The 19177-nt window shown below is 68.5% G+C and carries 18 protein-coding genes; 4 read left to right on the top strand and 14 right to left on the bottom strand.

What is annotated here, in order from left to right:
* Positions 1-6 precede the first annotated feature (6 nt).
* On the bottom strand, positions 7-1509 hold the full coding sequence (locus FFS72_RS14165) for an aldehyde dehydrogenase family protein (protein WP_137874517.1): 1503 nt from the start codon (positions 1507-1509) through the stop codon (positions 7-9).
* 157 nt (positions 1510-1666) lie between these two features.
* On the opposite strand from FFS72_RS14165, the gene FFS72_RS14160 reads away from it, so the two are divergent.
* The 3 genes from FFS72_RS14160 to FFS72_RS14150 are packed head-to-tail and all read left to right on the top strand — an operon-like array spanning position 1667 to position 3745.
* Complete coding sequence (locus FFS72_RS14160; RefSeq protein ID WP_212744354.1) at positions 1667-2662, top strand: ABC transporter ATP-binding protein; 996 nt, start codon at positions 1667-1669, stop codon at positions 2660-2662.
* Positions 2659-3510 (top strand): ABC transporter permease, encoded by an 852-nt coding sequence (locus tag FFS72_RS14155; RefSeq protein WP_137874516.1) that lies wholly within the window; start codon positions 2659-2661, stop codon positions 3508-3510. Before FFS72_RS14160 ends, FFS72_RS14155 begins: the two co-directional genes overlap by 4 nt.
* The gene (locus FFS72_RS14150; protein WP_084734306.1) at positions 3500-3745 is read left to right on the top strand and encodes a helix-turn-helix transcriptional regulator; all 246 of its coding nucleotides are present in this window, start codon (positions 3500-3502) and stop codon (positions 3743-3745) included. The genes FFS72_RS14155 and FFS72_RS14150 overlap by 11 nt, the downstream gene beginning before the upstream one ends.
* Positions 3746-3761: 16 nt before the next feature.
* On the opposite strand, the gene FFS72_RS14145 is transcribed toward FFS72_RS14150, so the two are convergent.
* The 6 genes from FFS72_RS14145 to FFS72_RS14120 all read right to left on the bottom strand — a co-directional run bounded on the left by FFS72_RS14145 (position 3762) and on the right by FFS72_RS14120 (position 11328).
* Complete coding sequence (locus tag FFS72_RS14145) at positions 3762-5426, bottom strand: helix-turn-helix domain-containing protein (RefSeq protein WP_137874548.1); 1665 nt, start codon at positions 5424-5426, stop codon at positions 3762-3764.
* A gap of 13 nt (positions 5427-5439) precedes the next feature.
* The gene (locus FFS72_RS14140) at positions 5440-7029 is read right to left on the bottom strand and encodes an AMP-binding protein (RefSeq protein WP_137874547.1); all 1590 of its coding nucleotides are present in this window, start codon (positions 7027-7029) and stop codon (positions 5440-5442) included.
* 242 nt (positions 7030-7271) lie between these two features.
* Complete coding sequence (locus tag FFS72_RS14135) at positions 7272-8639, bottom strand: MFS transporter (protein WP_249353306.1); 1368 nt, start codon at positions 8637-8639, stop codon at positions 7272-7274.
* Between the two features lie 122 nt (positions 8640-8761).
* Complete coding sequence (locus FFS72_RS14130) at positions 8762-9253, bottom strand: hypothetical protein (protein ID WP_137874515.1); 492 nt, start codon at positions 9251-9253, stop codon at positions 8762-8764.
* Between the two features lie 99 nt (positions 9254-9352).
* Entirely contained in the window at positions 9353-10231 is an 879-nt protein-coding gene (locus FFS72_RS14125) for an alpha/beta fold hydrolase (RefSeq protein WP_137874514.1), read from the bottom strand.
* Between the two features lie 44 nt (positions 10232-10275).
* The gene (locus FFS72_RS14120) at positions 10276-11328 is read right to left on the bottom strand and encodes a YeiH family protein (protein ID WP_137874513.1); all 1053 of its coding nucleotides are present in this window, start codon (positions 11326-11328) and stop codon (positions 10276-10278) included.
* Between the two features lie 102 nt (positions 11329-11430).
* On the opposite strand from FFS72_RS14120, the gene FFS72_RS14115 reads away from it, so the two are divergent.
* Positions 11431-12330, top strand: coding sequence for a LysR family transcriptional regulator (locus FFS72_RS14115; RefSeq protein WP_050065759.1), 900 nt, complete (start codon positions 11431-11433; stop codon positions 12328-12330).
* Here the strand turns inward: FFS72_RS14115 and FFS72_RS14110 are convergent.
* The 7 genes from FFS72_RS14110 to FFS72_RS14080 all read right to left on the bottom strand — a co-directional run bounded on the left by FFS72_RS14110 (position 12302) and on the right by FFS72_RS14080 (position 19028).
* Positions 12302-13867 (bottom strand): long-chain-fatty-acid--CoA ligase, encoded by a 1566-nt coding sequence (locus FFS72_RS14110; RefSeq protein WP_137874512.1) that lies wholly within the window; start codon positions 13865-13867, stop codon positions 12302-12304. The genes FFS72_RS14115 and FFS72_RS14110 overlap by 29 nt on opposite strands.
* On the bottom strand, positions 13861-14556 hold the full coding sequence (locus FFS72_RS14105) for a CoA transferase subunit B (RefSeq protein ID WP_137874511.1): 696 nt from the start codon (positions 14554-14556) through the stop codon (positions 13861-13863). The genes FFS72_RS14110 and FFS72_RS14105 overlap by 7 nt, the downstream gene beginning before the upstream one ends.
* Positions 14553-15344, bottom strand: a complete 792-nt coding sequence (locus tag FFS72_RS14100) for a CoA transferase subunit A (RefSeq protein ID WP_137874510.1) — start codon at positions 15342-15344, stop codon at positions 14553-14555. Before FFS72_RS14100 ends, FFS72_RS14105 begins: the two co-directional genes overlap by 4 nt.
* Entirely contained in the window at positions 15341-15925 is a 585-nt protein-coding gene (locus FFS72_RS14095; protein ID WP_137874509.1) for an RBBP9/YdeN family alpha/beta hydrolase, read from the bottom strand. The genes FFS72_RS14100 and FFS72_RS14095 overlap by 4 nt, the downstream gene beginning before the upstream one ends.
* 93 nt (positions 15926-16018) lie before the next feature.
* The gene (locus FFS72_RS14090; protein ID WP_137874508.1) at positions 16019-17074 is read right to left on the bottom strand and encodes a beta-keto acid cleavage family enzyme; all 1056 of its coding nucleotides are present in this window, start codon (positions 17072-17074) and stop codon (positions 16019-16021) included.
* A 50-nt stretch (positions 17075-17124) separates the two neighbouring features.
* Complete coding sequence (locus FFS72_RS14085) at positions 17125-18018, bottom strand: TauD/TfdA dioxygenase family protein (RefSeq protein WP_249353305.1); 894 nt, start codon at positions 18016-18018, stop codon at positions 17125-17127.
* 35 nt (positions 18019-18053) lie between these two features.
* Entirely contained in the window at positions 18054-19028 is a 975-nt protein-coding gene (locus FFS72_RS14080) for a quinone oxidoreductase family protein (protein ID WP_137874507.1), read from the bottom strand.
* Positions 19029-19177: the final 149 nt, after the last annotated feature.

Raw genomic sequence — 19177 nt, 5'->3', positions numbered from 1 at the left:
GACGGGTCAGAGTGCGATGTTGACGGACTTGGTGATCGTGTAGGCGTCGAGGCCGGCGGCGCCGAGCTCGCGGCCCCAGCCGGACTGCTTGTAGCCACCGAAGGGCATCGCGGTGTCGAAGCCGTTGTACTGGTTGATCCACACCGAGCCGGCCTTGATCTGCCGCGCGGTGCGGTGCGCCTTGGAGATGTCCTTCGTCCAGATGCCCGCGGCGAGACCGTAGATCGAGTCGTTGGCGGCGGCAGCGACACCGTCGGCGGCGTTGAACGGCAGTGCGGCGACGACGGGTCCGAAGATCTCCTCCTGCACGATCGAGAACTCCGGCTTGACGTCGACGAAGACGGTGGGCTCGACGAAGTATCCGGTGTCGCCCCAGCGCTTTCCGCCGGTCAGTGCGCGCGCACCGTCGGCGAGGCCGGCGGCGAGATAGCCGGTGACCTTGTCGAACTGCTCCTGTGAGACGAGCGGTCCGAGCTGGGTGGTGGGGTCGAGTCCGGGGCCGATCTTCACCTGGCTCGCGGCGTCCGCGACGGCCTGGGTGAACTCGTCGAAGATGCTGTCCTCCACGAACATCCGGGTGCCCGCGACGCAGCACTGGCCGTGGTTGAACAGCCATGCGTTGACGGATCCCTCGACGGCGGCGTCGAAGTCGGCGTCCGCGAACACGATGTTCGGGCTCTTGCCGCCGAGTTCGAGGGTGACCTTCTTCAGGTTGCCCTTCGCCGCGTCGACGATCTTCTTTCCGACCTCGGTGGAGCCGGTGAACGCGATCTTGTCGACATCCTCGTGCGCCGACAGCGCGGCGCCCGCGTCGCCGAATCCGCTGACGATGTTGACGACACCCGGCGGGAAGCCCGCCTCCTGGAACACCTCCCCGAGCAGCAGTGCGGTCAGCGGTGTCTGCTCGGCAGGCTTGAGGATCACCGTGTTTCCCGCGGCGAGCGCCGGGGCCAGCTTCCAGGACGCCATGAGCAGCGGGAAGTTCCACGGGACGATGAGTCCGCACACCCCGACCGGCTCACGCAGCGTGTATGCGTGGAACTGCGCGTCCGGCGCGAAAGGCATCGACACGTTGACGGTGCTGCCCTCGATCTTGGTGGCCCACCCCGCGTAGTAGCGGAACACGTCGGCCGCCCAGGCCACGTCGACGGCGCTGGCGATCGCCACGGACTTGCCGTTGTCGAGGGCTTCGAGCTGACCGAACTCCGCGGCCCGCTCGGACAGGATGTCGCCGACTCGCCAGAGCAGCCGTTCGCGCTCGTTGGGCTTCATCGCCACCCACGGTCCCTCGTCGAACGCGCGTCGCGCGGCCCGCACGGCGCGGTCCACGTCCTCGGCCTGGCCGTGCGCGACCTCGGTGAGGACGTTGCCGGTGGCCGGGTCGTGGGTCGCGAACGTCCGACCGGACGCGGCGTCCACCCACTCACCCCCGATCAGGAGCTTCTTCGGTCCTCCGGCCAGAAAGCCCTGAACCGGGGCCGCGAGCGGGAAGTCGGCGATCGCTGTCATCGGAACTCCTTCGAAACGACGATGTGATGTACGTCATGCTCTGTCGGTTTCGATGGCGTCAACTGTCCGAGCTTCGGACACCTGACCGGAAGTCTTGTGACCACAGAATGTAGTAGGTATGCTACGAATCACCATAGATCGACAACGGGGAGGGATTATGGGCAGTCAAAGTCACACCGGCACCGTCGATGACGCGGCCGTCGACACCGTCATCGACGTCCGCGGGGTGCGTATGCGGTACGACGACACCGACGTCCTGCGCGACGTGACGTTCCAGGCCCGGCGGGGCGAGGTTCTCGTCATGCTCGGCCCGAACGGCGCGGGAAAAACCACCACCATCGAGATCCTCGAAGGGTTCCGGCACCGCTCGGACGGAGATGTCACCGTCCTCGGAACCGACCCGGGCCGGGGCGACGAGCAGTGGCGCGCCCGGATCGGAGTCGTCCTCCAGTCGTGGCGCGACCATGCCAAGTGGCGGGTTCGGGAACTGCTCGACCACCTCGGCTCGTTCTACCGGCCGTACACCACCGACACCGTTCGTCGCCCTTGGGACACGGACGAACTCGTCGATCTCGTCGGCCTCTCCGAGCAGGCGAACGCGCGGATCGCGAACCTGTCCGGAGGCCAGCGTCGCAGGCTCGACGTGGCCATCGGCATCGTCGGTCGGCCCGACGTCCTGTTCATGGACGAACCGACCGCGGGGTTCGACCCGGCCGCCCGCCGCGACTTCCACGACCTCGTGCACCGCCTCGCCGACCTCGAGGACACGACGGTGCTGCTCACCACGCACGACCTCGACGAGGCGGAGAAGATCGCGGACCGGATCCTGATCCTCGCCGGTGGGCGCATCGTCGCGGACGGGTCGCCCGACGAGCTGACCCGCCGGATCGCCGGCGACGCCGAGGTGCGGTGGACCGTCGACGGCAGCCGATTCGTCCACAGCACAAGCGAATCCACGGCATTCGTGCACCGACTCTTCATCCAGCACGGCGACGCCGTCGAGGACCTCGAGGTACGGCGGGCCTCACTCGAGGACGCCTACATGGCGTTGGTGCGCCGTCACGAATCCGGCGACCCCGAGCAGGTCGACGATGCGTCCACCGCCCTGGGAGTGGTCGCTCCCGTTCCCGGTCTCACGGAGGTCACCCGATGAACACCACCAGTGCATCCATTCGCGGCGGCGTCGCCCGCGGGCTGATCGAACTCCGTCAACTGTTCACCGCCGCGCCGGACCTGATCGGCCAGTTCCTCACCCCGGCCATCAGCCTCGCCGCCCTGTACCTGCTCCGCGGCCGCGACTACGCGGACAGTGGAATGTCGGTCGCCGAACTCGCCGTCCCCGGACTGCTCGGGTCGATCATCGTGTTCAACGGGCTCTTCGCTGTCACCAACGTACTGGTGCTCGACCGTGAGGACGGAACACTGCTGCGCGCCAAGGCGATACCGGGCGGCATGACCGGATACTTCATCGGCAAGATCGTCACGGCGGCCGGATCCGTCCTCGTGCAGGTGGCGGTCGTGCTTGCCGCGGGAATGGCGATCATCGGTGGTTCGTCGCTCGACGGGCCGGGCGCGTGGGCGACGTTCCTGTGGGTGCTGCTGCTCAGTCTGCTCGCCGCTCTCCCGCTCGGTGCCGTGCTGGGCGCGGTCCTCGAGGGACCTCGCGCCACCTTCCTGCTGACGATGCCGCTGATGGGTCTGATCGCCATCTCGGGGATCTTCTATCCGATCACCGCGCTGCCCGGGTGGCTCCAAGGAGTGGCGCAGGTGTTCCCGTTCTACTGGAGCGGCCTCGGCATGCGTTCGGCACTGCTGCCGGCCGAAGCCGTGACCATCGAGATCGGCGAGTCCTGGAGGCACGCCGAGACCGCCGCGGTGCTCGGGGCATGGGCGGCGGCCGGGCTGCTGATCGCGCCGGTAGTGTTGCGGCGCATGGCGCGTCACGAATCCGGATCCAGCATGGCTGCACGACACGAGAAGGCGATGCAGCGTGCCTTCTGAGGTCGTCTACAACCGCATCGCGATGCTCCGCGCCGAGCGCGGCCTGTCGCGTCGGGAGTTGGCCGAAGCGCTCGGCGTTCACTACCAGACCGTCGGCTACCTCGAACGCGGCGAGTACAGCGCCAGCCTGCACCTCGCGCTCCGGATCGCCGCGTACTTCGAGGTGGCGGTCGAGGTCGTGTTCTCCACCGAGCCGTTCCCCCGGCTGGGTTCGCGCGACACCGAATCCGCGTGAGCCCGCTACACCCGGATCACGACCTCACGTCGAGGGCGCGCATCCGGGTGTAGAGGGTGCTCCGGCTGATCCCCAGCTGGGCCGCCGCGTGCACCTTGTTGCCGTGGCACTGAGCCAGCGCGTCCACGATCGCCTGCCGCTCGGCCTGTTCCCGACCCCCGAGCCTGCTCACCCGGTCGGAGGTTCGGTAGCGGTCGGGCAGGTCGGTCGCGGTGATCCGGCTGCCACCCGCCTGCCCGGCGGCGCTGCCGACCACGACGCGCAGTTCGGCGAGGTTGCCCGGCCACCGGCCCGCGCTCAGTGCCTCCAACGCCGACGCCGTCAGCCGCGCGCCCGGTGCGATCTCGTCGAGCATCGCCTGGGCGATGTCGGGGATCTCGGCCCTGCGCTGCCGCAGTGGCGGCAGCACGACATGTTCGGGGCATCGCGCGACCAGTGCCGCGACCGGACGCGGCAGATCCTGCTCGGGCTCGCCGGTCAGCACGAGCCGGGCTCCACCTGCAGTGAGGGCATCCGTCAGCATCGGATGCACCGCGTCGGGCAGCAGTTGCACCTGCTCGACGACGACCGTGTCGGTGCCGACCAGGGATCGGGCCAACTCCCCCAGCCAGACGTCGAGGCCACGCAACGGGATCTGTGCGGCATCGTGGATGTGGCACACCCGGCTCCCGACGAGATCACGCACGGCGCTGGTGCGTCCTGCCCCGGGTTCGCCGAGCACGACGACCGCATCGTCCGAGTCGCGCAGCCGCAACAGCGTCCCTCGGATCCGCGCACCTGCCTGGTCGCCGAGACCCGGGCCACGCGGAATCGGGGTGGACCGGCGTTCTCGCGGCCGGACCAGGAACAGTGCTCCGCCGTCCGCGCCGGCGATCCGGTCGGCCTGCACGGACACCGACTCTCCCGACGCGAGTTCGATGTCCACCGTGCGGGACTGGTCCGGGGACAGGTCGGCCGCCAGCGCCCGCAGGACGGCATGGTCGGCACCGTCGAGCATCTCCTGCGCGGTGCGGTTGGACAGCAGCAGGTCCTCACCGATCGCGGCCACCGCCACCTGACGCTGCGGCGAGACCCGATGGAAAGCGTCGACCAGGCGTTGCTCGGACGCACGCGACCCGTCGAGCAGTCTCCGCTCGATGTCCGCCGCCGCACGCTGCAGGAAGGGCGCGAACAACGAATTGACCTGCGGGGCAATGCAGGTAAGGTCGAGGATGCCCTCGACCCGGCGGGTGACCGGATGGATGATCGGGTGACCGTAGCAGCTCAGTTCCTTGAACTGGTCGAGGTAGTGCTCGGCGCCGTTGACCACGACACCGCGGCGCACCTCGAGTGGCGTGCCGAGTGCGTTGGTGCCCGCCAGGTCCTCACCGAACCTCGATCCGACGATCGCGCCGAGCCGCTCCATTCGCCGCTCCACGGCCGGGTTGTCGAACACCCGAGCCACGATGCGGCAGTCCGGATCCGCAAGTAGGAGACACAGTTCCGTGCCCGCGATCTGGATACCGACCTCGTCGAGTACAGGGCGCGCCGCCCGGAGCAACCGGCCGGTGAGGTCCAGGTCGTCGGCGGGCGTGGCGTCGAATGCACACCCCGGGTCGATTCCGCTGAGTGCGGAGCGCTTCCAGGACAGCGCGATCTCGGGCCGGACGGCGATCGACCCGCCTGGCCCGTCTGCCGTCACGCCCGTCACCGCCTCACCTGCCTCCGAGCAGTTCGACCGACTTCTCCCGCATCTCGATCTTGCGGACCTTTCCGGTGACGGTCATCGGGAACTCGTCCACGACGTGCACGTACCGGGGGATCTTGTAGTGCGCGAGCTTGCCGGTGCAGTAGGCGCGCAACGACTCGGCATCGAGGTCGGGGGCTCCCTCGCGCATCCGGACCCACACCATGAGCTCCTCGCCGTACTTCGCGTCCGGCACACCGATCACCTGCGCGTCGAGCACGTCAGGATGGGTGTAGAGGAACTCCTCGATCTCACGCGGGTAGATGTTCTCGCCACCGCGGATGACCATGTCCTTGATGCGCCCGGTGATCGCGACGTAGCCCTCGGCGTCCATGACGCCGATGTCCCCGGTGTGCATCCACCGGGCCGCGTCGATCGCTTCGGCCGTCTTCTCCGGGTTGTTCCAGTAACCCAGCATCACCGAGTAGCCGCGGGTGCACAGCTCACCCGGCTGCCCGCGCCGGACCGTCAAACCCGTTGCCGGGTCGACGATCTTGACCTCCAGGTGCGGACCGACCCGGCCGACGGTGGACACCCGCTGGTCGATGGAATCGTCGGCGCGGGTCTGCAGCGACACCGGCGACGTCTCCGTCATGCCGTAGCAGATGGACACCTCGGACATGCCCATCCGCTCGATCACCTGCTTCATCACCTCGACCGGACACGGCGAGCCTGCCATGATCCCGGTACGCAGGCTGGACAGGTCGTAGGAGTCGAAGTCCGGTTCGGCGAGTTCGGCGATGAACATCGTCGGCACCCCGTACAGGGAGGTGCAGCGCTCGGCCTGGACGGCCTCGAGGGTGGCCTTCGGGTCGAAAGCCGGGGCCGGAATCACCATCGCCGCACCGTGACTGGTGCAGGCCAGGTTGCCCATCACCATTCCGAAGCAGTGGTAGAACGGCACCGGGATGCACACCCGGTCGGCCTCGGTGTAGTGGCACAACTCGCCGACGAAGTAGCCGTTGTTGAGGATGTTGTGGTGGCTGAGGGTCGCGCCCTTGGGGAAACCCGTTGTCCCCGACGTGTACTGGATGTTGATGGGGTCGTCCATCGACAGGTCCGCCTGCGCGGCGGCCACTGCGGCCGGATCGGCGGCGTGGGCGGCGAGGCCATCGGTGACAAGCGTCTGCCACTCGTCGCTGCCGATGAGGACAACGGACGTCAGGTCGGGACAGTTCGGTCGAACCTGCTCGATCATCGCCGCGTAGTCGGAGGTCTTGAAACTCGCCGCCGAGATCAGCATTGTGATCCCGGCCTGCTCCAGCACGTACTGCAGTTCGTGCGAGCGGTAGGCGGGGTTGATGTTGACGAGGACGGCGCCGATCTTCGCGGTCGCGTACTGCACCAGCGTCCATTCCGGACAGTTCGGCGACCAGATCCCGACCCGGTCGCCCTTGCGGACGCCCCGCCGCAGTAGTCCCGCGGCCAGCCCGTTCACCTCGGCGGCGAATTCCGCGTACGTCCACCGCCGACCGGAGGCGACGTCGACGAGGGCGTCGCGGTCACCGTGGGCGGCCACCGTGCGGTCGAGGTTGTCGCCGATCGTGTCCCCCAACATCGGGGCGTCCCACACACCCGAGGTGTAGCTGGGCAGCGCACTCGACTGTTGCGCCGTGTCGGGCACGTTCCGGGTCATCGTCCATCCTCCTCGCGCCCTGCCGGTCGGCTGCGGGCGGTTCATCGTCGAAAGTACTCGCGTCCTGTGATGCAGAGCACACAAATGATCGGGGCACAGACATGGTCCGCCGGGCGGGGTGCAGGCAACTGTCCAGGAACTGCACACCCACCCGGCGGCGCATGTCAGAGCGCGAGATCCTTGGTCTCGACCAGCGCTCGGGTGCAGAAGAAGCTGAGCACCGCGAGTGCCGCGAGCATCACGCCGATCGCGATGCCGCCGAACGACGCAGCGAGGGGCGCCGCGATCAGCGGCGGGATCGCCCCACCGAGCACGCCGGCCAGGTTGTAGCCCAGTCCGGCGCCGGTGTAGCGGTAGCGGGTCGCGAACATCTCGGGCAGCAGTGCCCCACACGGACCGTAGGCGACACCGAAGATCGCGAGGGTGCCGAACATGCCGATCACGAACGCGGCGGGGGTGCCCGTGTCGAGGATCGGGAACAGGGCGAGCGCCCAGAACAGGGCGGCGACGCAGGAGCCCATGATCACCTTGCGGCGACCGATGCGGTCCGAGTACAGCGCGGAGACGACAATCGCGGCGCCGAACACGACGGCCGACGCGATGCCGACCGAGAGGACGAACGGACGCGAGAAGCCGAGCGTCTTGGTGCCGTAGCTGGTGAGGAACGCGGTGCCGAGGTAGAAGAACGCGAACAGGGTCGCCAGCGCACCGGCCGAGAGCAGGATCTCCTTGCTCTGGTAGCGCCAGGCGTCGGCGAACGGCAGCTTCTGGGCGGGCTGGTCGGTCTGGTTGGCCCGCTCGGCCTGATTGGCCCGGAAGACGGGGGTCTCCTCGATGGCGAGGCGCATGTAGAGGCCGATGCCGACGAGCACGATGGAGAACAGGAACGGCACCCGCCAGCCCCAGTTCAGGAAGGCGTCGTTGGTGTCGCCGAGCACGGCCCCGGTGACCAGGAAGGTCCCGGACGACAGGATGAAGGCGATGGCCGGGCCGAGCTGCGGGAACATCGCGTACAAGCCGCGTTTGCCGGGTGGTGCGTATTCCGCGGTGAGCAGTGTCGCGCCCGCCCACTCGCCGCCGACCGCGAAGCCCTGCGCGAACCGCAGGAGGACCAGGATCAGTGGGGCCGCGACGCCGATCGTCTCGGCGCTCGGGAGCAGGCCGATGAGCAGCGTCGAGATGCCCATCAGGAGCAGCGTCGAGACCAGCGTCTTCTTACGGCCGATCCGGTCGCCGTAGTGACCGAACAGCATCGCCCCGACCGGCCGCGCGAAGAACGCGACCGCGAACGTCGCGAACGACGCGACCGTTCCGGCGGTGGACCCGAGCGCGGGGAAGAACACGGTCGGGAAGACCAGCGCGGCGGCCGTCCCGTAGATGAAGAAGTCGTAGAACTCGATCGTGGTGCCGATGCAACTGGCGACGGCGACGCGGCGAACGCTCGTCCCGGTGCCGGACGACTTCGCGGTCCCGGGAACGGACGGTGGCCGCGTCCCCGTTCCTGGTGCCGAACTCTGCGACACAGTCGACATGGGTCCTTCTCTCACAGCTGGGCCCGGCGGGATCGCCGGGGCTGGGAGAAAAAGTAGTGACGCGGCTCACCCCCGCAATACCCCCGAAAGGGGGTGGGGTGAGCCGCGTCACATGGTTTCGATCAGTTGGCGGCGGCGCTGAGGATCTCCTGGCGCAGCTCGGACCACACCACCGCGTAGGCGTCCGGGTCGTCAACGGCCCCGGACAGCAGCTCCTGGTACCGGGCGAGGCGCGGCACGTAGGCGGAGACGTCGTCGAACACACCCTCGGCGCGGCGGTCGAGGTCGGCGAGTTTCTCGGCGTCGCCCTCGGCATCGGCGAACTCGGCGTCGAGCGGCTCGAACCGCTCGACAACCTCGGCGAACAGGAACTCGTCGATGGAGACACGCTCGGCGTCGAGCTGGTTCTCCAACTCCGCGAGCCCCGCGTCCGTCAACGAGACCGAGCCCGCGTCGTCGGTGGCGCGGCCCATCTCGACGAGCGCGGTCAGCGCGGCCTGCGCGGACGACTCCGTGACGCCCAACTGGGCGGCGAGTGCCGGTGCCGTCACCGATTCCTTGAGACGGACCGTCTGGAGCAGAGCCAGTTCGTCCACGTTGCCTGCGAAGGCCATGTGCGTTTTCTCCTCATCGCTTCGCGACTCGTCGTCGCGGGTGCGACGCGACATCGTCGTGCGCATCATCATCGCGTGACCTCGCGCCGAGGGGTGCACCTACCCTGCGCGGTGGCCTGCCCCGAGGGCGTCGAGGAACCCTCCCGCCTCGGCTACGAACACGGCGTTGTCGTCGCCCGCGACCATGTGCCCCGCTTCAGCGACGTTGACCGCGGACGCGTGCGGGATCAGTTCCAGCAACTCGGCGACGCCGTCGTCGCTGACGATGTCGGACCGGCCGCCGTGCACCAGCAGGGTCGGAACCTCGACGAGCCGCGCCGCCTCGACCATCCGGGCGTGCGGGGCGACCGGTGTCTCGCCGTCGTCGCGCGGCTCGGTGAACGCGGGATCCCAGTGCCAGAACAGTCGGCCGTCCTCGCGTTCGCGGAGGTTGCGGCGCAACCCCTCGATGTTCGAGGGCCGGGTCCGGTGCGGTTGGTAGGCGGCGACCGCGGCCGCGACCTCGTCGAGATCGGCGAACCCGTCGGGCCTGCCCTTCATGAACGCGGTGATCCGTTCGACGCCTTCCGGTTCGACCTTCGGCGTGATGTCGACGAGCACGAGGCCGCGAACCGAACCCGGATGCTCGCCCTCCGCGATCAGCCCCGTCATCCCGCCGAGCGACGCCCCGAACAGCACGGGCGGTTCCCCCAGTTGCTCGATCACCCCGAGCAGGTCGTCGATGAACCCGCCGATCCGGTAGTCGCCGTCCGGTGCCCAGTCGCTGTCGCCGTGCCCGCGCGCGTCGAGTGTGTGGACGGTCCAGCCGTCGGCGGCGATTCCGGCGGCGGCCCGGTTCCAGGAGTGCCGCGTCTGACCGCCGCCGTGCAGCATCACGACCGCGCCGCGGTCACCGGACCCGGTCACCGGGGTCCAGCGGTCGGCGACGATCGCGCCGGCAGTGCCTCGCAGTTCGACGGTCTCGCGGTTCGCAGTCACGCCGGCCACATTAGGTGTGGCGCGGACGGCGTCCGGGGTCGGGTTCACGCGACCAGCAGTGTGCCCACCAGTGCGATGCCCGCGACCCAGACGGTGGATGCTGCGGCCAGGACGAAGGGGCGCGGTCCGACCGCCCGCAGGAGGCTCACCCGGACACCGAGGCCGAGGGCGAACATCGCGGTGGTCAGCAGCGCGGTCTGGGCGAGCCGAGCCAGGTCGAGCGCCGCGTCGGGCAGCAGTCCGGAGGAGCGCAGCGCCACGCAGCCGAGGAAGCCGATGACGAAGACGGGAACCAGCGGCGGCCGGGTGCCTTCCGCGTCGCCACCCTTTGCGGCGCGGCGCTGCCGAGCACCGAGGTAGGCCATCACCGGCGCCAACATCAGGACGCGAGCGAGCTTGACCACCGTCGCGACGGCGAGTGCGCTGCCGCCGATCATGCCGCCCGCCGCGACGACCTGCGCGACCTCGTGGATCGAGCCACCGGCCCACATGCCCGCCTGCCGTTCGCTCAGGCCGAGCACGTCCGACAGCAGCGGGATCGCCGGGATCATCAGGGTGCCGAACACGACGACCAGCGCGACCGAGGTGAGGAGTTCCTCCTCCTTCGCGGAGACGACACCGTCCGTTGCCGCGACTGCGGCGGCACCGCAGATGGAGAAGCCGCAGGCGATGAGGATGCGCTGCGTCCACGACAGGCCGAGCAGCTTGCCTACATACATGGTGCCGGTGATGCCGAGCACGACGATCGCGACCACGACGGCGATCACTCCCCACCCGAGCCCGATGACGTCGCTGAACATCAACTGCAGCCCGAGCAGCGCCACCCCGACCCGCAGGAGTCGCTTGGCGGAGAAGTCGAGTCCCGGCTTGATCCAGGCGGGCACCGTGACGAGGTTCGCGACCAGTGCTCCCGCGACGATCGCGATGAGCATCGGGTTGACGGCGGGGACGAGCCGGCCGATCCCCATGGCGACCGCGGCGCCGGTGACGCACAGCGCGACACCCGCCGTGACGCCGACGGTTCGCGACCGCTCGGCGGTCTTTCGACCCTGCCGATCGGCACTCGATTCCGGCTTGGTGCGCACATCACTGGACATGTCGATCACTCTGCTGCATCCTGCACACGCCCGGTAGCCGTCATCTCGCCATGCCCCCATATCTTCTTGATATGTCAATTGGCTGAGGCATATGCTTTCTGCATGTTCACCGAGTGGCCGGATCTCGACGTTCTTGATCTCCTCGTCGGCGTGGATGATCACGGAAGCCTCAGCGCAGCAGCGCGAGTCGCGGGAATGGCACAGCCCAACGCCAGCCGCGCGATCAAGCGACTGGAAGCACAGGTGGGCACTCCACTACTCCAGCGCAAACCGACGGGTTCGACACTGACACCGGAAGGGACAGTGCTCGCACACTGGTCGCGGCGCGTGCTCGGCGAGGCCAGGCAGCTGCTGGACGTGGCAGCGGGCATGCGCGAGAAGCGCGCCGCCGAACTGACGGTCAGCGCGAGCATGACGGTGGCGGAACACCTGATGCCCGCCTGGCTCGGACAGTTCCGGCGGATGACACCGGATGTCACGCTTCATCTGCAGGTACGCAACTCGACTCAGGTGTTCGACGACGTCACCGAGGGTTCCTGCGACGTCGGATTCGTCGAATCGCCGACCGTCCCGCGCGGACTGCACAGCATCGCCGTTGCCCGCGACCGGTTGGTGGTGGTCGTCGACCCGGGTCACCCGTGGGCGCGCAGACGGCGCCCGCTGACGATCGCCGAGCTCGCGGCGACGCCGCTCGTCGTCCGCGAACCCGGATCGGGAACCCGTACGACACTCGACCTCGCGCTGCACGAATACAACAGGGCGGCACCGCTTCTCGAACTGGGTAGCGGCGCCGCCGTGCGGACCAGTGTGCTGGGCGGAGTCGGCCCGGCCGTGCTGAGCACCCTCGCCGTGTCCACCCAGGTGGCCTCGGGGGAACTGAGGGTGGTCGAGGTCGACGGACTCGACCTCGACCGCACCCTGCGCGCCGTGTGGCGCCCGCCCCGCCAACTCGAGGGTCCCGCGGGCGACCTCGTCAGACTCGTGCGGCGAGTTCGCGTTTGAGGATCTTGCCGGTCGCCGTCATCGGCAGGGCGGCGACGAAATCGATACTGCGCGGGTACTTGTAGCCGGCCATCCGGTCACGGCTCCACGCGATCAGTTCGGACTCGTCGATCTCGGAGCCGGGTTCGAGGATGACCACCGCCTTCACCTCCTCACCGTGACTGGGGTGCGGCACCCCGATCACGGCGGCGAGCGATACCGCCTCGTGCGACATCAGGACTTCCTCGACCTCACGCGGATAGACGTTGAAGCCGCCACGAACGATCAGGTCCTTGGCGCGGTCGACGATGTAGTAGAAACCGTCGTCGTCGCGGCGGGCGAGGTCGCCGGTCCGGAACCAACCGTCCCGCACGACCTCGGCGGTCGCCTCCGGTCGGTTCAGGTAGCCCTTCATCACGTTGTGACCGCGGAGCGCGATCTCCCCGACCTGGCCGGAACCCGAGACGGTGTTCCAGTCGTCGTCGACGAGCCTCGCCTGGATCCCCCACACCGGCACCCCGATCGACCCCGGTCGGGGGTCGCGTTCGGGATCGCTGAACAGGGCCAGCGGCGACGTCTCGGACAGGCCGTAGCCCTCGAGGATCTGCACCCCGAATCGTTCGGCGAACCGGGTCAGGATGTCCACCGGCAGAGCCGCGCCACCGGAGATGGCGCAGCGGATCGTGGCGGCGATACGCGCGACGTCGACCGTGCAGTCCGGGTTGTCGAGTGCACCGAGCAGCGCCCAGTACATGGTCGGGACCCCCGCGAAGACGGTGACCGCCTCGTCCACCAGGAGCCGCAAGGCGGCGCCTGCCTCGAATCGGGGCAGCAGTACCAGCGTCGCGCCGACGGCGACGCCCGCATTCATCACGACCGTCTGCCCGAACGAATGGAACAGCGGAAGCGTCACCAGGGCCGTGTCCCGCCGGACCGGATTGCTGTCGAAGATCCGGTTCGCGGTCACCGCGTTCAACACCATGTTGGCGTGCGACAGCTCGGCACCCTTGGGCTTGCCCGTGGTCCCGCTGGTGTAGAGCACGACCGCGGTGTCGTCGGGCCCCGTCACCGCCGAGGTGTACGCGGCCGACTGCTCGGTGATCGCTGTCTCGAACGACGACTCACCATCCCTCACCACGATGTCCGAATCCCCGGACACGACGAACAAGTCGCGGCACGTCGACGCGGAAGCGAAACCGGCGCGCGCGTACTCGCCGATCGGCAGGTCCGCGGTGCCCTCGGCGCAGAAGTAGGCGGCGGCCCCGGAATCATCGAGGTGATAGGCGATCTCGCGACCCTTGAGCATGGTGTTCAGCGGGACGACGACCGCGCCCGCCTTGAGGATCCCGTAGTAGACGACCGGGAATTCGGGCACGTTGGGCAGCGACATCGCCACCCGGTCGCCGGGGCCGACGCCCCGCGCTCCGAGCAGGTTGGCGACGCGGTTCGAGCGGGCGTCGAGCTCCGCGTACGTCATCCTCGCGTCGCCGAGGACCAGCGCGTCCCGGTCCGGGTGGCGTCGGGCGGAATCTTCCAGCAGCAGGCACAGATTCAGCACGAAGCATCCGCTCCGTCGCCATCGAAGGACGGTGACGGCACATACAGCGGCGCGTCGGTGGCCGCGAGCACCTCCTCCACGGTCACGCCGGGAGCGCACTCACGCAGCACCAACCCCGTTGCGGTGACGTCGACGACGGCCAGGTTGGTCACGATCCGATGGACGACGCCCTGCCCGGTCAGGGGAAGCGTGCACGTACGCAGGATCTTCGAATTCCCCTCCTTGTCGGTGTGATCCATCAGCACGATGACCTTCTTGGCGCCGTGCACGAGGTCCATCGCCCCGCCCATGCCCTTCACCATCTTGCCGGGCACCATCCAGTTGGCCAGATCCCCCGACGCCGACACCTGCATGCCGCCGAGCACCGCGACGTCGATGTGCCCGCCGCGGATCATCCCGAAGGAGAGCGCGGAATCGAAGAACGCGGCGCCCGGGTTGACCGTGACGGTTTCCTTGCCCGCGTTGATCAGATCCGCGTCCACCTGGTCCTCGTCCGGGTACGGCCCGGTTCCGAGGATCCCGTTCTCACTGTGCAGTGTCACGTCGAGACCGCACGGAAGGTGGTTGGGAATCAGTGTGGGCAGACCGATTCCGAGGTTGACGTAGTCCCCGTCGATCAGCTCGGAGGCGACGCGGGCCGCCATCTGCTCGCGGGTCCACCCGGTGACGGCGGTGAGCGTGGCGGTCATGCGTGAACCCCGTTCCTCGGGCGGTGCGCGCCGGCGTCCTGGCGTGACGCCACGGTGCGCTTCTCGATCTGTTTGTCCTGCCGTCCGGTGCAGACGACCCGGTCCACGAAGATCCCGGGCAGGTGCACCATTCCCGGATCCAGAACTCCTGGCTCGACCAACGTCTCGACCTGGGCGATGCACACCCGGCCCGCCATCGCGGCGAGCGGATTGAAGTTGCGTGCGGCGAGGTTGAACACCAGATTTCCCTCGGTGTCCCCGATCGACGCGTGCACGAGGGCGTAGTCGGTGGTGATCGACTCCTCGAGCAGGTAGCGCCTGCCGCGGTACTCGCGGGTCTCCTTCGGCGGCGACGCCACCGCGACGGAACCGTCGGACGCGTAACGCCAGGGCAACCCGCCCTCGGACACCGGAGTTCCGACTCCCGCGGGTGTGAAGAACGCCGGAATGCCCGCGCCGCCCGCCCGCAGCCGCTCGGCGAGCGTCCCCTGCGGCGACAGCTCCACTTCCAGCTCACCGTCCAGGTACTGGCGCGCGAACTCACGGTTCTCACCGACATAGGATGCGGTCACGCGTCGGATCCTCTTCTTCTCCAACAGGAGTCCGAGTCCGTGACCGTCGGTTCCGCAGTTGTTCGACACCACTTCGAGATCGGTTGCGGTGCCGTCCGCGAGCGCCGCGATCAGGGCGTCGGGGATGCCGCACAGACCGAACCCGCCGACGGCGAGTGATGCACCGTCGGGGATGTCGGCGACGGCGTCGGTGGCCGACACGAAGACCCGGGTCACGACGACACCGCCGCGGTCTCCCCGGTCAGCTCGCGCACGAATTCCTCTGCCCGCGGCCAGTACCCGTATCCGGAACCGGGGTTCAGGTGTCCCACCTCGCCGAGGTCGACGAGCCGGCTGCCCCACACCTCCGCGAGGCCCGCGATGCGGCGGTACGACGCGAGCGGGTCGTTGCTGCTGGCGGCGACGATGCTCGGGAAGGGCAGCCGACGGCGCGGGATGGGGTTCCAGCCGTTGCGCTCGAGGTCCGGCAACACCGGATAGCCCTCGGGCAGAGGATGTTCGAGGTCCGCTGGGGTGGCGAGCAGGGCACCCTGGATCTCCCGGGTCGGGTGCTGCGCCCAGTGCACTGTGATCATGACGCCCGCACTGTGCGCGACCAGCACCACCGGTCCGTCGATTTCGTCGAGCACGGCATCGAGCGCCGCGATACGGGCCGCCAGGCTGAGCTTGTCGTGTTCGAGCGGCGGAACGGTGGCGACGCGGTCGAGCTTCGCGGCGAGCAGGGTCTGCCAGTGATCGGCGACGTGGTCCCGGAGTCCGGGCACGATCACCACGGTCGGGTCTGCGGTGCGGGTCATCAGTTCTCCAAATGTGGGGAGCGGCTCCGCCGCCCGTGCGTGGTCTTCACCCCTTCCGGGGTGAAGACCACGCACGGGCGCGAAGGGCAGTTCTCAGGCGTGCTGGGTGAAGCCGACCTGGCCGGGCTGACGGTTCGGCGCGTAGCCGAGCCGGGCCAGGGTCTCGTCGGCGTCCTTGTAGGTGGTGCCGATCTTGTAGATGTCGCGGGCCTCCTTCGCCGTGGCCACATCACGACCGAGCTCCTTGGCCACCCGCACCAGCTGACGGACCTGCTCGGCCGAGGTGATCTTGACCTCGCCGCTCGGCGCCCACAGGTTGTCCTCGTTGCCGCAACGCGGGTGCAGACCCATCGCGATGGCCATCGTGTTCACCGGCAGCACACTGCGCATCAGCGTCTCGAGCGTCAGGCACGCACCGTCCGGAACCCGGTTGACGAACTGCATCATGTTGTACGGGTTCGGGCCGTCGAAGCCGCCACCGATCGCCACCCACGTCAGGTTCAGCGGGCCCGTGTAGACACCACGACGGATCAGCCGCTCCACCGTCTCGAGCTGCGGGATCGACGACAGCTGGAAGTGCGGCTGGATACCGGCGGCCTGCAGGCGACGCAGGTGCTCCTCGACCCACTCCGGGCCCGCGGGGACGGTCATCTCGCGGTAGGTGTGAGCGAGGTCGGCGTTCTCCAGGGAGGTGCCCTTGATGTCACCGGGCGTCATCAGCTCCATGATGTTCATCTGGCTGGTGTTGATCGCGATGGTGACCTGGTCCGGCTTCGGATCCAGCTCGGCGAGCATGTGCCGGACGTTGTCCGGCAGCCACTTCGCGTCCGCGCCGTCACCTTCCGGCGCGAAGGAGATCGAACCGCCGACCTGCAGGATCATCTCCGGCACGGCCTCACGGAGACGGCCGAGGAGCTCGTTGAACTTCGACAGGCGCTTGGAGCCCTTGCCGTCCTCCTCACGGACGTGGATGTGCAGCACGGTCGCGCCTGCCTCGAAGCAGTCCACGGCCTGCTGGACGTGCTCGTCCATCGTCAGCGGCAGGTCCTCGGGGAAGTCCTCGACCGCCCACTCCGGGCCGTACGGGGCGACGGTGATGACCAGCTTGTCCTGGTTCTCAGGGAAGAATGCGTCGTCGTGGAAATGCATGGCAGAACTCCTGTTTCGAGTAGCTGGGTGAATTCGGATGTAGTGGGCCGTCAGAAGGGGCGGTCGCCGACGATGCCTGCGCGCTCCATCTTTCGGACCGCGGGCCAGTAGTCCTGCACGGCGTAGTGCTGGGTCGAGCGGTTGTCCCAGATCGCGACGCTGTTGCGCGTCCAGTGCCAGCGCACCTGGTATTCGGGGATGGTCGCCTGGCTCTGCAGGTACCGCAGCAACTCTCCGGCCCCGGGCGCGTAGTCGATGCCGCACCGGATGTTGTCGTCGGTGTGAAAGTTCGTCAGGTGCGTCGTGAAGCTGTTGACGAACAGGACCTTCTCGCCGGTCTCGGGGTGGGTACGGACCACCGGATGCTCGGCGTCCGGGAAGCGCTCGCTGAGTTCGTGACGCTGCTCGATCGGCAGCCGCGCACCGAAGGACGACTCGATGCTGTGCCGTGCCCGCAGTCCGTCGATCCGTTCCTTGACCTGCTCGGGCAACCGCTCGTAGGCCAGGGCCATGTTGACCCAGATCGTGTCGCCCCCGACCTCGGGACCCTCGACGCACCGCAGCACGGATCCCATCGGAGGGTTCTCCCGCCAGGTCGCATCGCAGTGGTAGGAGTTCTCGAACGCCTCGCGCGGGCTGTCGAGGTCCTTGTAGATCCGGACCAGGCCGGGATGTTCGGGGTCGCTGCCGAGGACGGGGTGGTCCTCGAGCGGACCGAACCGTTCCGCGAGCGTCACGTGCTCGGCACGGCTCATGCCCTGGTCACGGAAGAAGAGGACCTTGTGCTCGAGCAGCAGCGCCTTCAGTTCGGCGAAGCGGTCGTCGTCGCGGCTGACCTCGGCGAGGTCAACGCCGTGCACCTCGGCACCGAGGCTGCAGGTGAGCGGGCGGGCGTCCATCGTGGTCCGGGTGCGGCCGGAGTCGATGTCGACGGTGGCGGTCATGGTCGTCTCCCTTTCTCGGCAGGTGAGGACTGGTCTCAGCAGGTGAAGACCGAGGAGCCGACGCTGCGGCCGGCTTCCAGGTCGCGGTGGGCGCGGACGGCGTCGTCGAGCGCGTACTGCTGGTTGATCTCGATGGAGATCCGGCCTGCGGCGACGTGGTCGAACAGCTCGCCCGCGAGTTCGGCGCGTTCGGCCGGGTCGGCGATGTAGTCCGCCAGGGCCGGGCGGGTCACGAACAGCGACCCCTTGACCGCGAGCTGCATGGCGTCGATCGGCGGGATCGGCCCGGACGCGGTACCGAAGGCGACGAGGAGGCCACGCCGTGCCAGCGAGTCGATCGACGACTGGAAGGTCGATGCCCCGATGCTGTCGTACACGACCGGGACGCCCTTGCCGTCCGTGATCTCACGAACTCGCTCTGCGACGTTCTCCCGGGTGTAGACGATGACCTCACTGCAGCCGTGCGCCCGGGCAACGGCGGCCTTCTCGTCCGAGGAGACGGTGCCGATCACGTTGACGCCCAAGAGCTTCGCCCACTGGGTGAAGATGAGTCCGACTCCGCCCGCCGCCGCGTGCAGCAGCACCGTGTCGCCTGCGCTGAGCGGATGGATCCGGCGCAGCAGGTAGGACGTGGTCAGGCCGCGCATGGTCATCGCGGCCGCCGTCTGGAGTGCGATCCCGTCGGGCAGGGAAATCAGGTGCTCGGCCGGCATCACACGCTCGGTGCTGTACGCGCCGAGGGGGCTACCGGTGTAGGTGACGCGATCACCTTCGCGGAAACCGGTGACACCTGCGCCCACCGCCTCGACGACACCGGCGGCCTCGACACCCATTCCCGCGGGCAGCGGAGCCGGGTACAGGCCGGTCCGGAAGTAGGTGTCCGCGAAGTTCAGGCCGACGGCTTCGTGCCGGACGCGGACCTCACCGGCTCCCGGGTCACCGACCTCGACGGACTCCCATTTCAGGACCTCGGGGCCGCCGGTCTCGTGGAAGCGGATCGCGTGTGCCATGTGAGTTCTCCTCGATCGGTACCGTTCTGGGGCGGGATCCACCCGTTGAGCCACAACACATTTCGGAGTTCCACCCGCGGTGCTGTGATGTTGATGACACAACAGTAGCCACGAGTCGCCCGTCACACTTATCCTGAGGGGACATATTT

Origin of the sequence: Rhodococcus sp. Q, assembly GCF_005503035.1 — a bacterium.
In the GTDB taxonomy this organism is placed as follows: Bacteria; Actinomycetota; Actinomycetes; order Mycobacteriales; family Mycobacteriaceae; genus Rhodococcus_G.
The sequence above is the reverse complement of the archived record's forward strand: the minus strand, read 5'-3'. Positions and strand labels throughout refer to the sequence as shown.

What these genes read in the sequence shown, in the direction of transcription:
- FFS72_RS14165 (WP_137874517.1), bottom strand. Translation starts at nt 1,509, where the DNA reads ATGACAGCGATCGCCGACTTCCCGCTCGCGGCCCCGGTTCAGGGCTTT.
- FFS72_RS14160 (WP_212744354.1), top strand. Translation starts at nt 1,667, where the DNA reads ATGGGCAGTCAAAGTCACACCGGCACCGTCGATGACGCGGCCGTCGAC.
- FFS72_RS14155 (WP_137874516.1), top strand. Translation starts at nt 2,659, where the DNA reads ATGAACACCACCAGTGCATCCATTCGCGGCGGCGTCGCCCGCGGGCTG.
- FFS72_RS14140 (WP_137874547.1), bottom strand. Translation starts at nt 7,029, where the DNA reads ATGTTGGGGGACACGATCGGCGACAACCTCGACCGCACGGTGGCCGCC.
- FFS72_RS14135 (WP_249353306.1), bottom strand. Translation starts at nt 8,639, where the DNA reads ATGTCGACTGTGTCGCAGAGTTCGGCACCAGGAACGGGGACGCGGCCA.
- FFS72_RS14130 (WP_137874515.1), bottom strand. Translation starts at nt 9,253, where the DNA reads ATGGCCTTCGCAGGCAACGTGGACGAACTGGCTCTGCTCCAGACGGTC.
- FFS72_RS14120 (WP_137874513.1), bottom strand. Translation starts at nt 11,328, where the DNA reads ATGTCCAGTGATGTGCGCACCAAGCCGGAATCGAGTGCCGATCGGCAG.
- FFS72_RS14115 (WP_050065759.1), top strand. Translation starts at nt 11,431, where the DNA reads ATGTTCACCGAGTGGCCGGATCTCGACGTTCTTGATCTCCTCGTCGGC.
- FFS72_RS14105 (WP_137874511.1), bottom strand. Translation starts at nt 14,556, where the DNA reads ATGACCGCCACGCTCACCGCCGTCACCGGGTGGACCCGCGAGCAGATG.
- FFS72_RS14095 (WP_137874509.1), bottom strand. Translation starts at nt 15,925, where the DNA reads ATGACCCGCACCGCAGACCCGACCGTGGTGATCGTGCCCGGACTCCGG.
- FFS72_RS14090 (WP_137874508.1), bottom strand. Translation starts at nt 17,074, where the DNA reads ATGCATTTCCACGACGACGCATTCTTCCCTGAGAACCAGGACAAGCTG.
- FFS72_RS14085 (WP_249353305.1), bottom strand. Translation starts at nt 18,018, where the DNA reads ATGACCGCCACCGTCGACATCGACTCCGGCCGCACCCGGACCACGATG.
- FFS72_RS14080 (WP_137874507.1), bottom strand. Translation starts at nt 19,028, where the DNA reads ATGGCACACGCGATCCGCTTCCACGAGACCGGCGGCCCCGAGGTCCTG.